Below are 12534 nucleotides of genomic sequence, written 5' to 3'. Positions count from 1 at the left end.
CTGTCCCTACGGGGATTTCCTTCAAACAAAAGGTGTTCGAATATACCAGTTGGGGCGCACCTTTGTGGTCGCCCGCCTCATCTTTCAGGAAAGGGTATCTTCACATGCCTGTCGCAAGAAAGGCAAAAACCATCCAGATTTGAGGAGATTTGTTCGACGCCCAGCAGGCGCTGGCCGCAGTGACACACGTAGCCATGCTGCCGGGCCGGATTGCCATACACAAGCGCGTGCGCCGGAACCGAACGAGTCACGACCGAGCCTGCGCCAATCATGGCAAATGCACCGATAGTGACGCCTGGTAAAATGATCGAACCCGCCCCTATCGATGCGCCTGTACACACCCGTATCAACCCGACCTCCCAATCATCCTGTCCCTTGAGCAGGCCATCAGGAGTAATAGCGCGAGGAAGCTTATCATTGGTAAAGCAGGCATGCGGGCCGATGAAGACTCCATCCTCGATGGTCACACCATGATAGACCGAGACATTATTTTGAATTTTCACGCGCTCGCCAATCACCACATCAACATCAATGTAGACATTCTTGCCAAGATTGCAATCCGCACCAATACACGCGCCATTGCACACCTGCGCTTGATTCCAGATACGTGTTCCCTTCCCAATACGGGCGCCGGGAGCAACATCTGCCGTTGGGTGAATATGCACATCTTCCACGTTTTACCTCCACAACCGCCTTAACCTATGAAGATTTTTCTAAACATGTCTATTTCCAGTATATGACTCAGATCAATCGAAGAAGTTTTATATATCCCCGAACGCCTCATACCAGCAGTACCTTGAAACTTTCGGTTATAAAAAAACGTGGAACCTATCAGAACAAATCATCACAGAAAGTGGGTTAAGAGGCTATGCCCAATTGGAACCAGCACGATATTCACGAGCATATGCATGTGTATACCTCCGATGACCAGGATATTGGTCATATCGCGAAAGTGTACGAAGATTCTTTTCTCGTACACAAAGGTTACTTTTTCCCTACGGATCGCTACATTCCCTACGACGCCATCACTTCAGTCACGAATGACCGTGTAAACCTTTCCATGGATGCCGAAACGGCCAGACTGAAGGAATGGCATAAACGCCCCAATTATCAAGATCACCTGGCCGAGCCGTTGCAACTCTTTTATGATCGCGGGCATGGCGTGCATGACCCTTTCGATAATGAGAATCCCAATCCCGATGAGCCTTGATTGACTTTGATATACCCCTGATTACTTTCATGGTCATCATTCTCATACGTCCAGAAAGTAGGCAAACGCACTGTCAAATGAGTTCATATATGTGTAATAGCCGTGATATACCAGTAGATGCCCTTATCAAGCCCGTTGCCTGGATACTTTGAAATCAGCAGTACAACGTAACGATTTGGCATTTTTTTGCGTATTAAGAACAAGTCCTTATCTGGGCTTTTACATGATCAAAACTGTTTATTATGCTGTATCGTATTACTTTATGAACCCGCTTCCATCTCGTAAGATACGGTTAGAACCTGATCTGATCTAGGGTAATCACCTGATGCTATGGTCTGGCCTACTCTATACAATAAGAGAAGAAAAGGAAGGAAAAGGGTAAGCATAAACGCACGTTCAGCACTAGTTTGCTCTCCGGCCTGTGAGTGCTGACCACGAGGCCACACGGAGGAGTCCGACAGCTGATTTTGTCGGTAAGTTTCCCGAAGGGAGCGTGGAATTATGGCAATAGTCGATCCTACGAGCGATGTTTTTAGTTCTATACTGGCTGCGCCCGCGGTATTCCCTGCGACCGCTCAAGAATTGGAAACCCATCTGGATACATTCCTGGTTACATCCACTTCTAAGCGCGATACTGAACCTCTGGTTGCAGATCCTTCTATAGAAGATATGGAAGACACGCTGCTTGATGAAACTGATGATATTGGTGAAAATGAAGTACTGGAAGAACTAACTTTACGCGAACGGCGCACGCGGTCGGCGAGTACTCGCACAGCGCAAGGCTCTGAGGATGCTTTTCAGAGCTACCTGCGCGATATTCGTGGCCTGGGTCTACTCACCCACGCCGAGGAAATCGAACTGGCTCGTAGCGCCGCAGCCGGTGATGAAATGGCGCGCCGCAAGCTGATCGAATCAAACCTGCGCCTGGTCATCGCCATCGCGCGCCGCTATACCAGCACGGGCGTCCCACTTATCGATCTTATTCAAGAGGGCAATCTGGGGCTCATGCGCGCCGCGGAGAAATTTGATTACCGCCGCGGCTGCCATTTCGGCACCTATGCCACGTGGTGGATTCGCCAGGCAGTCAGCCGCGCAGCAGGCGAACAATCGCGCCTGATCCACCTGCCAGAACACGTAGCCACACGCCTGCGGAAAGTACGACGGGTTGCCGCCCAGCTATCACAGGAGAACGGCCTTGATCCGTTGCCCGAGCAAATTGCAGAGGCATGCAACATCAATCTGGAAGAAGTTGTTGATTTGCTTGGTATCATTGAGCAGCCAGTTTCACTGGATGCGCCTGTCGATGATGAGGCGCGCTACTCCCTGGCCGATACATTGGAAGACAGCGCGGCTCCAGCCCCGGCAGAAACCGCCTCGCAACACCTGCTCGGCGAAGAACTACATCGCGCACTTGCGCTACTTACACCCCGCGAACGTGCGGTGATTACTCTCCGCTATGGCATTGGCGATGGACGCAGCCGCACCTTGCTTGAGGTTGGCAAAGAACTGGGCATCTCCCGCGAACGTGTGCGCCAGCTTGAGGTGGTAGCCCTCATGAAGTTGCGCGGTATTAGCGGGAACGCTGCTTTGAGAGAGTGCGTGTGATCGCCTCATTCCCCAGACGAAAAAAACACCAGGATACTGCCCTGGTGTTTTTTCATTTCCGAAAAGTTACCAATCTATCTCGACGAATCGACCAAACTGTGCTACACTGCAATCAGACTAAACAGGCGTCTATTCTCAGTCATAAGGAAGGTGAAATCCATGGCAACCTGTACTTCTTGCGGCCATGATGTTACCGGTAAAAAGTTTTGTCCAGAATGCGGCACACCAGTACAGCCAACAGGAGCCGGCACGGGCGCGAGCAATACCGCCGCAACCAGCACCTGCCCGCGCTGTAGTGGAACGGTGAAAGCGGGGGCCGCGTTCTGTATGCATTGCGGCTCATCATTGAGTCCACAGGTCGCGACTGCCACCGCACAATCTCAATCCCAACCCCTCACGCAGACCTGCGTCGCATGCGGTACAGAAGTTCCAACCAGTAATGCTTTCTGTACGAATTGTGGGCAGAGTATGCATGCTCCGGCTACACAGGTTGCGACGGCAGCGCCGGCGCCCGCCTTTTGCACGAACTGCGGGCGACAAAATAATCCTGGCGTGAAGTTCTGCGCGGGATGTGGCAGCCCTATAGCCACGGGCACTCCTGCTCCCCAAACCGCCTATGGGCAAACCGGGCAATATCCGCAGTCACAGCCCTATTCCCAACCATATGGCCAGCCACAGTACCAACCGTACCAGCAGCAGCCTTATCAACAGCAACCCTACCAACAACAGCCGTACCAGCAACAATATGGACAACCGCAATATAACCCCCAGTACCAGCAACAGTATGGTCAGGCAGGCTACCAGCAACAGCCCATGGTTGGGCAGCAACCGATGGTGCTGCGCTGCCCAACATGCATGGCAATGGCTCCGGTTGGAACTCCCAACTGCCCCGGTTGCCACACCAGCCTGGCAGGAATTGTCCCAACGCCCTCATACACACCAATGCAAGGGCAACAGGGGGGATTCGGCGGTATGTTGCAGGGAGATGGCGGGAAATACGCCATGGGCGCCCTCGGCGGTGCTGCCGCTATCATTGGCGGCGAAATGCTGATGCATGGAATAGAACGCGACTTCGAGCGGGATAGATACGAACGCCGCGACGAGGGAGATGGACTGCTTGGTGGGCTTGGCGATCTGGCCAACGACATCGGCCTGTTCTAATAAGAGCCATCAAGGGACAAAAAAACAGAGCGACCGCCAGGAGCAATACATACCCTGGCGGTCGCCTCATGGTCACCCTCAAATAAGGGAACCCTCGTAGCAAACATCCAAAATGGCTACTTTTGTCCCCATCTCCCATTGCGATACATCATGAAATCGTCTATACTACTGCGAGACATTTTTGATCACGCAATACAAAGGTTCATACATTGCGTCTCGCTCATTCTGGTTATTGACCAAGGAAGTATCTTGTATTGATGAACTACCAGCGAACAACGCTACCCAATGGACTTCGCCTACTGACCGCTTCAATGCCGGGTATGCGCTCTGCCAGTATCGCTTTCTTTTTTACCGTAGGCTCTCGCTATGAGTCAGATGAACAAGCAGGAATCTCGCACTTTATCGAGCATATGCTCTTCAAAGGCACGCAGCATTATCCTACCGCCCGGCTCATTTCAGAAGCGATTGAAGGCGTAGGGGGCGTTTTCAATGGCAGTACAGGGAAAGAATTGACAAACTATATCGCACGCGTACCCGGCGAACATGTAGAGCCGGTCATGCGCGTCCTGGCGGATATGGTGCGCAGGCCGCTCTTCGACCCGCTTGAAATCGAGAAAGAGCGCGCAGTCATTCTCGAAGAACTCAGTTCCACGCGAGACGAACCGCAGGAATGGGTGAACTTGCTGATCGATGAAACGATGTGGCCGGGCCTGCCGCTGGGACGCGATGACGCTGGATTTGAGAAAACGGTCGAAAAGATCACACGCAAACAAATGCTTGCTTACCTCGACGAATACTATCGACCCAACTCTCTCATCATCAGCGTGGCCGGAAATATCGAACACACGCACATTATTCAGCTGGTGGAAGAGCTTTTTGGAGACTGGCAAGCCCGCGATCATAGGCACTGGGCGGAGAGCCTGCCACCAGGGGATGCAATACCTGTTGCTATGATACAAAAAGAAACAGAGCAAGTTAATCTCTGCCTTGGAACATTAGGAATAGCCTATTCTTCTCGCGACTATTATCCTTTTCTGTTAATTAATGCTATTCTAGGGGATGGAATGAGTTCGCGGCTCTTCCAGAATATTCGTGAAGAGAAAGGACTCGCCTACGATATCGGTAGCTATTTTAACAGCTACTATGAGACCGGCAACTTTGTAGTAAGCGCGGGGGTAGACCCATCGCAAGTTGAGCCGGCTATTCAGGCCATTGTAGACGCACTGACAGAACTGTGTGAGACTCCGGTTCCTGTTGATGAACTTGAACGGATCAAGGCGTATGTACGCGGGAACATGGTATTAGGATTAGAGGGCACGCAACAGGTAGCCTCCTGGCTGGGAAGTCAGGAATGCCTGCGCGGCCGTGTTATAGATATCGATGAAACAGTAGAGTACATCGACGCCGTAACGCCACAAGATATTCAACGCATAGCGCAAAGCTGTTTTGCTCCCGAATGGCGGCGCCTGGCTCTTATCGGGCCAGACGATTTACCACGAGCAGAACGTCTTACCCAACTGCTGAAAGGTGGGGACTGAGAGGAGATCGATTTTATGGCACAAACAATGCTTCGCGAATACTTGCAGAAGACCGAAGATGCCATTAGCGCCGGACATATTGATGAAGCCATGAGCAGGTGCCAGTACCTTCTCACCTATTTTCCCGACGCACTCGAAGTGCAACGCCTCCTTGGTGAGGTGTACATGGCGCAAGGACATCTTGAGGACGCGCAACAGATCTTCGATTGGATTCTCACCAACGATCCAGAGAATGTCATTGTGTACTGTGATCGCGCCTTAATGAGCGAGCGGATGTCTGATGTTGAAACTGCTCTCGATTGCTACCAGCAGGCATACGAACTGAGCCGCGCTAACCCGCAAATTCGCCAGGAATTTAACCAGTTGAGTACCAAAAGCGGCCAGCCCGGGTTTATGTTCTCACGCGCAGGGCTGGCGCGGCTCTATATGCGTGGCGATCTTCTCGTTCAGGCCATCCAGGAATGGGAGGCAGTGCTTGCCAATTCGCCCAATCGCCTCGACGCTCGCACCGGCCTGCTCGAAGCATATTGGCGCGAGGGACTCTATGACCAGGTAGAACAGCTGGCTACGCAAATTCTGGATGAAATACCCGGCTGTGTCAAAGCCCTGCTGCTGCTTGCTCATGTCACCGCACCACAAAACTTCGAGCGTTCTAAAACACTGGTACAGCAGGCCAGGCAGCTTGATCCTGAGATGAACATGGCCTCCAACCTTTTTAGCGAGCTGGCCGCTAATCACTCCCGCGATCCATTCCTGATGTTGCTCAAACAAGAACCCATCGTCTTGCCGGAAGCGAATGGAGTCTCTGCTCCTGTCGTCGCCTCATCCGTGGCCAATACTAGTGAGGCTAATGGCTCTATCAGTCCTGTTCCAGCTTCCGATTCCTCTCGCAACTGGCACAATATGGAAAGCTGGAGCGAACTCGATACGCTGTCAATGCCTCAACAAGAAATGCCGGCGATTCAAGGATCGTCTTCTTTCGCCACCTGGTCGGGAAACAACATTCAAAATGCCGACCAGTGGAACCCGATGAACGCGGCCCATATGAATACAGCACAGCCGAATCAAACTGGCGAGGAAAGCTGGCAAGAGCCACAGGCATTCGATGAGGACTTTGATCCAGCAATTCTCGAACAGCAGCCATGGTACCAGGCAGAGCAAATGCAATCCTCGACGCCCCCAGAAGCTGCCAGTACGTGGGATAATCTCAGCCCTATCAACCGTGCCGAACCGGCTGCTACAGATACCTGGCAGTCTAACATCCAGGGAACCGATTTGCCAACGCCTCCTGTCTGGCTTGACATGCTTACAAGGGGTGATCGTACCCACTCTAGTGAGCCGGCGCCGTCATCTCCGCTTCAGTCTGATAACATTCAGGAGCAGGAAGAGTACGCATCTACGACCCGGCAAGAATCAGAACCAGACCTTGCCGCTCAAGCCCCATGGGAACAATACTCCGAGGCTCCAACGAAGCAGAAAGAAGAGCCTATTTTCTTCTCATCTGACGACAAGGATGACGATACCAGCTGGCCCGAATGGCTGAAATCGCTGGGGGCCGCAACTCTGGACGAACCACCAGCAGAGGAACCCATTGCTACTGTACCTGAATCGCGCGATATATCCTTGCCAGAGCCATGGAGTGCTACACCGGCCTCAGAGGCACAGCCTGAACCTGAGGAACCGGCTGCACCAGTTAGCCAGGCTCTTTCTGAAGAGGAAAAGCAGTACCTCGCTACTATGGAAAACCTGGAGCGTGACCTGCACAACCAGGGCTTTGTTCCATTGGAACCCGGCATGCTTTCCGCTATCGCGCCGGAGCCTGGGCAGGAGGAGCCTTCGCTCTCATCGGCACTGGCGCAACTTGCCAATTTCGCGCCGTCCTATCAATCAGATCAAGCGAATGCACCAATCACAGCCGGCGAACGTGAGGAGGTGGCACAACCGTTTGAGATCACTGAACCAACTTCTGAACGGCCTGCAGCCGGTGACCAGCCACAGCCCGTTGAGCCGTTATGGGCGGCAGAAGCCCGCGAGACAGTCCATGAGCAACTGGCCGATGCAATGATTTCACCGCCACCTCTGCAACAGCAGCCGGCGCTCCAGCCAACTGCCCAGGCTGAAACACCGCAAGAATCTCATCCGGCTGCCGAAACGGAAACTCTTTCTCAACCCATTTCAGGCGCGGCCCAGGAGCAGAAGCTTCAAGCAACGCCGGCGCCGGATGTGGAAGCAGCGCCAGGACAGGCTTTCGCACCTGCTGCCAGCGCCAATACCGCCTCAGCAGAAGAAAACGTACTCAGACCTGCCTATCGTGCCGATTCGCTGCTCGAAGATGAACTGGAGACAACGATGAAGCGACCGGCGATCCGCCTGCAGCCGATGCAGAAGTCGGGAGCGCGCGCCGATATCTCTCCTGCCCTTAAGGGGCGTAGCGGAGAGCGCGGAACCGGCAGCAAGATGCCAGAGGGTGAGTTGAGCAATAAAGAGCGCCTGTTGAAAGGCTATCAATATCAACTGGCAGGTGCGTATGACGATGCTATGCATGAATATCGCATCATCATACGCAACGCCCCTGAACTCATTGGCGAGGTGGTCAGCAACCTGCGCGCATTGCTCAAACTGGCCCCCAAATACTCAGCCGGATATCGTGTACTGGGCGATGCTTATATGCGACAGGGAGAGTATTTACAGGCCATGGAGGCTTATAACAAAGCGCTCACGATGGCGAAAAAGGCAAGAGGGCAGAGCTAACACAAAAGGAGGGCCAAAGTGGAAACAATTCTTCAACGGCTGACCGAACTGGACGAGATCACGGGCGCCATACTGGTCGGCAAGGATGGTTTGATCGTCAGCGGGGCGCTGCACAGTGATGATGAGGAAATGTTGGGCGCAATGTCGGCAGCCATCTTTGGTTCCATCTCCGATTATACGACACAGATAAACAATGGCAACCTACGGCATGTCATTATCGAGACGAGTACCGGCACAGTACAATTCGCGGAGGTGGGCGAACTTATTCTTGTCGTCACCACCTCGCCCAGTAGTAACCTTGGCCGCGTGCGCCTCGAAATAACAAGGGCCTGCCGCCAACTCTCAAGGGCGGTCGCGGCATATTAAAGCTCACCATTTTTCATAAGGATATTTATCTCTGATCATGTCCTTTTTCAACCAATTTTCATAATATGTTTTAGGAGACAACCAGTGCATTCAACTTCGGACTTAGCTCAGAAAATCACCGAGACGGCGTTCCATTGCGAAACAGTAGAAGAGCTCCAGCCGGCAAGAATCGGTGAGGGCTCATGGCGCAATGAATTATTACTATTCACAAAGCCTGAGATATTCTTGGTACCGGATAGGCATCAATCGGAAAAGATTGTTGATCTCGTACTCGATAAAATCAAATCCTTCGATGCACATATCGAGGGCATTACCGTCGTGGGCGGGCGCGTGCTTGATGAGATGGAGATCATGAACAGGCATTATGGTTTCATCAATGTTCTATCTCGATCTGCTTCTAACGTTCTCAACGCCGGCGATAAAAAGAGGATTGCGGATGCCCTGGATATGTCCATCGATGGATATGATATCCTGGGCGGGCATGAGTACTTGAAAGAATACCCACAGGAGACCGGCTCTAGCCTTGATAGCCTGTGGTTTGCCGGGAAATCGGCCAAGATCAGAAGTGGTTTTTACGTCCGGCCTGTCGAAAAAGAGGGCAGAAAAATCATCCTCGTCAATGGATTTCATCCCGAGCAACTCTCGCACTTTACCAACCCATCTCATAAAATCGTCCTGATGTTGCTGCATTCCAATAGCGATTGGTCAGCGCTGAAAAACGAAATGGTAGGCGCAACCTTCCCTGAGAAAGCAGCGTCAGGATCAATTCGCGGCATTCTCTATGCTCACGCCCAGGAGTATGGTTACGAGGAAGTAACCATAGCCAACAATTCGGTTCATCTCTCTGCCGGGCCATTTGAGGGGATGTTTGAGATTGTGAACTTCTTTGGCAAGATCAAGGGCTTAGACCTGCATACGCAACCACCTTTAACATTGCGGCGCATGCTCGAAGCGGGTATCGATTATGAACACGCGGTAAGCGCTTTAGATAATCCACAGGTTACCCGCTCCGGCAAATCTGTTGATCTCTTTACAGCAACAGAGGATATGAATACAGGTGATGCGGTAGCACTATACAAAAGTAGTCTTTGATGCCTCAACCGGTAGATTTTGTGCGGAGAAGAACGCCAGCGGTTTCGGCTGCTGGCCCTTTTTTGCTCTAACGAGCGGCAGACGGGGTTTCTTCGCTTGGAGATTGCTCTTCTGACTTTGCCTGGCGTTTATTTGCCAGGCGCCAGCACGATGTCTTGCTACGTAAACAGCGCTCTTGTTCCTCAAACGTAACGGGTGGGGTATTCTTCATGCAGAAAACCTGGTACATTGGCTCCCCCGCGGCCACATCGTTGCCTGGAAACCATCGCTCGCGGTAAAATGGACAACCATTTTTATGCTTGCGCCAGTTGCAGTTTTCGGCTGGATTTGTTTCTATCGTACCTGCCAACAATTCGTCCTTCCTGGTAGATAATCATTCCCTTGCGATAAGTGAGTGATGTACGTAGTATACCATATTCTTGCGATAGCCACGTCCTCTGTGACTACCTTCATACCTTCTCGAAGACTCTGTAGTTTCAACAACAGGGCATAGCAAACTATTCCCTTCTTTGTTACAATAGCCTTGATATGAAAGATGGCATCATAGGGCATGATGAACAGCGCCAGATCGTCTGCCATAACAATTGGAGAATGACTTGATTGAACCAGAGCGCGATAAAGAAAACTTGAGCAAATTGCCGGCATACGCACCATACATGCCGCCGGGACAACCACAGCCGGCCGACCCTCTTGAAAAAGACCAGGCGCCGTGGACAATACGACAAACGTTTACGGGCATTTTACTTACACTGGTCCCGTGGATTCTATTAGCCTTCTTGCTCAATAGTATAGGCGGAGGCAAAACATCCAGTACGGGAACTCTCACGCCGCAACAGGACCTGGTCGCAGCAATTATCACCCTGATTTTCTCGACCATTATCGAAGCGGCATTCCTGATAGCGCCTTTTTATTATGCCAATGCTGTATTCCGCGGGATTGCTCGCCATGCCAGATTATCATTAAAGGCGCTCGGCTTCCGCAAATTTTCCGTTGGTGCCACATTTTTCTGGATAGTAGTACTCATTATCGCCATTTTAGCCGTGAACAACATCTATCAATACCTGATTACGGCATTTCACCTGAACCTGCAAACCAACGACCAGGTTTTGCTCGCGGAGAGCAAAAAAGCGCCCTTGACCACGTACGCCACGTTGTTAGTCGCCGTCTTCGTTGCGCCGTTTTGTGAAGAAATCTTCTTCCGCGGCTTCGTCTTTCAAGGATTAAGGCGCGGCATGCCTGTGGGCTGGGCGATTGTCTTCAGCGCGCTCATCTTCGGGGTCGCGCACGCCGATCCAGGCTCGTTCGCGGTGCTGTTCATTATCGGGCTGGCCCTGGCCTTCTTGCGCTGGCGCACAAAGTCGATCTGGCCGGGGATGCTGCTGCACATGGTTAATAATGGCATCGGCGCGATTGTTATTGTTTTGTATATGCAAGGAATTATGCGCTAGCTGCTACTTTTTGCGCCTATCCTCAACGCGCGCGCTGGCGGTCTTGGACTCGCCGCCGCTGGCGCGTGGCAGGCTATCAGGAGCAACCAGCTCTACCTTTGGCGTATTCCCCGTAACGGCCTTGACCGACTCGGCCATCTCATGGCTCAAAGTACGGGCGCGTTCAGCATTATTCAGCAGAGCCGCATCCTTCACTTCGACTTTGAGATCGAACGTATCCAGGCCATTATGTTTATCGACGATGATGCGAAAATTCGCGCCCGTTTCGGGAAACTTCACCAGGGCAGCTTCAACCTGGCTGGGGAAGACGATCAGGCCGCGAATCGAGACCGCGTCGTCGCTGCGCCCCTTGATCGCACCGATTTTGGGATGCGTGCGCCCGCAGGCACAGCGATCTTCCCACCAGGTGCGCGAGAGGTCACGGCTGCGATAGCGAATCATGGCCGTTCCATCGGCTGCGAGCCACGTCCAGACCAGTTCGCCATCCTGCCCATCCGGCACCCATTCGCCTGTATCAGGATCGATGCACTCGACCAGAAACGCATCTGCCCAGGCATGCATGCCGTCGCGTACTTCACACTCGCAGGTCATGCCAGGGCCAAGAAATTCGGTCATGCCAAATTCATCGTAGGCGGTGATATTGAAGAGTTCTTCGAGCTTCAAACGCGTCTCCCACGGCCACGGTTCCGCGCCGAACAGACCAATTTTGAGCCTGGTTTCTCGAAAATCCACGCCTCGCTCCCGCGCCTTCCCGCCAAGATAGAGGCCAACCGACGGTGTCATGCACATGGCGGTGACGCCAAAGTCAACGATGAAGTCAATCATGCGGTCATGCTGGCGCGCATCCGAACCCATGGGAATCGCCATCACATCCATGGCCATAGCGCCGTAATGAAAACCAAAACCGCCAGTCGCCAGCCCATAGCCATAACAGTTCATCAAAATATCGCCAGGACGCAGGCCAGTCATCCACAACTCACGCGCGTTGAGATCCGCCCAGTAATCGATATCCTTTTTCGTTGCAAACACCGGCACGCTCTTTCCCGTCGTGCCGCTTGTAGCATGCACCTCTACCGCGCCGCCTTCGCCGCCCGGCTTGACGAAAGCCATCCCGTACGGATAAGCAGCGCGTACCGTCTTCTTTTCCAGGAACGGCAATTTCTGAATATCTTCCAACGACCGGATATCCGATGGTTTGACACCCACTTCGTCATACAGGTTACGATAAAACCGGTTCTGATTATATGCCCGCTCGACAATGGCCTGAAGACGCTCCAATTGCATCGCCTTCAGCTTATTTTTAGGCAGTGTTTCTATTTCCTCGTTATAGAACGTACGATAACTCATCCAGAATAGTCCTCCA

General features: G+C 52.5%; 11 protein-coding genes. 8 read left to right on the top strand and 3 right to left on the bottom strand.

The window, feature by feature from the left end; genetic code table 11:
* Positions 1–77: 77 nt before the first annotated feature.
* Positions 78–674 (bottom strand): acyltransferase, encoded by a 597-nt coding sequence (locus VFA09_16900; GenBank protein HZU68956.1) that lies wholly within the window; start codon positions 672–674, stop codon positions 78–80.
* 194 nt (positions 675–868) lie between these two features.
* Between VFA09_16900 and VFA09_16895 the strand changes: the two genes are divergently transcribed.
* From VFA09_16895 to VFA09_16865, 7 genes are all read left to right on the top strand, one after another.
* Positions 869–1210 carry a DUF2171 domain-containing protein gene (locus VFA09_16895; protein HZU68955.1) on the top strand — a complete coding sequence of 114 codons (342 nt, stop codon included), beginning with the start codon at positions 869–871 and terminating at the stop codon, positions 1208–1210.
* Positions 1211–1711: 501 nt separating this feature from the next.
* On the top strand, positions 1712–2815 hold the full coding sequence (locus VFA09_16890) for a sigma-70 family RNA polymerase sigma factor (GenBank protein HZU68954.1): 1104 nt from the start codon (positions 1712–1714) through the stop codon (positions 2813–2815).
* Positions 2816–2974: 159 nt separating this feature from the next.
* A complete protein-coding gene (locus VFA09_16885; protein HZU68953.1) occupies positions 2975–3976 on the top strand; it encodes a zinc ribbon domain-containing protein in 1002 nt (333 codons plus the stop codon).
* A gap of 257 nt (positions 3977–4233) precedes the next feature.
* The gene (locus VFA09_16880) at positions 4234–5514 is read left to right on the top strand and encodes a pitrilysin family protein (GenBank protein ID HZU68952.1); all 1281 of its coding nucleotides are present in this window, start codon (positions 4234–4236) and stop codon (positions 5512–5514) included.
* 15 nt (positions 5515–5529) lie between these two features.
* A complete protein-coding gene (locus tag VFA09_16875; protein ID HZU68951.1) occupies positions 5530–8265 on the top strand; it encodes a DUF6584 family protein in 2736 nt (911 codons plus the stop codon).
* Between the two features lie 18 nt (positions 8266–8283).
* Positions 8284–8631 carry a roadblock/LC7 domain-containing protein gene (locus tag VFA09_16870; GenBank protein ID HZU68950.1) on the top strand — a complete coding sequence of 116 codons (348 nt, stop codon included), beginning with the start codon at positions 8284–8286 and terminating at the stop codon, positions 8629–8631.
* 84 nt (positions 8632–8715) lie between these two features.
* Positions 8716–9723 carry a hypothetical protein gene (locus tag VFA09_16865; protein ID HZU68949.1) on the top strand — a complete coding sequence of 336 codons (1008 nt, stop codon included), beginning with the start codon at positions 8716–8718 and terminating at the stop codon, positions 9721–9723.
* Between the two features lie 67 nt (positions 9724–9790).
* On the opposite strand, the gene VFA09_16860 is transcribed toward VFA09_16865, so the two are convergent.
* Positions 9791–10072 (bottom strand): hypothetical protein, encoded by a 282-nt coding sequence (locus VFA09_16860; GenBank protein HZU68948.1) that lies wholly within the window; start codon positions 10070–10072, stop codon positions 9791–9793.
* Positions 10073–10319: 247 nt separating this feature from the next.
* On the opposite strand from VFA09_16860, the gene VFA09_16855 reads away from it, so the two are divergent.
* Positions 10320–11171, top strand: a complete 852-nt coding sequence (locus VFA09_16855; GenBank protein ID HZU68947.1) for a type II CAAX endopeptidase family protein — start codon at positions 10320–10322, stop codon at positions 11169–11171.
* 3 nt (positions 11172–11174) lie between these two features.
* Here VFA09_16855 and VFA09_16850 read toward each other — a convergent pair whose 3' ends face one another.
* Positions 11175–12518 (bottom strand): phenylacetate--CoA ligase, encoded by a 1344-nt coding sequence (locus VFA09_16850; protein HZU68946.1) that lies wholly within the window; start codon positions 12516–12518, stop codon positions 11175–11177.
* Positions 12519–12534: the final 16 nt, after the last annotated feature.

Source organism: Ktedonobacteraceae bacterium, assembly GCA_035653615.1.
GTDB lineage: Bacteria > Chloroflexota > Ktedonobacteria > Ktedonobacterales > Ktedonobacteraceae > DASRBN01.
The sequence above is the reverse complement of the archived record's forward strand: the minus strand, read 5'-3'. Positions and strand labels throughout refer to the sequence as shown.

Excerpts from the sequence above, each read along its gene's own strand:
- VFA09_16895 (HZU68955.1), top strand. The coding sequence starts at position 869 with ATGCCCAATTGGAACCAGCACGATATTCACGAGCATATGCATGTGTAT.
- VFA09_16890 (HZU68954.1), top strand. The coding sequence starts at position 1,712 with ATGGCAATAGTCGATCCTACGAGCGATGTTTTTAGTTCTATACTGGCT.
- VFA09_16885 (HZU68953.1), top strand. The coding sequence starts at position 2,975 with ATGGCAACCTGTACTTCTTGCGGCCATGATGTTACCGGTAAAAAGTTT.
- VFA09_16880 (HZU68952.1), top strand. The coding sequence starts at position 4,234 with ATGAACTACCAGCGAACAACGCTACCCAATGGACTTCGCCTACTGACC.
- VFA09_16875 (HZU68951.1), top strand. The coding sequence starts at position 5,530 with ATGGCACAAACAATGCTTCGCGAATACTTGCAGAAGACCGAAGATGCC.
- VFA09_16850 (HZU68946.1), bottom strand. The coding sequence starts at position 12,518 with ATGAGTTATCGTACGTTCTATAACGAGGAAATAGAAACACTGCCTAAA.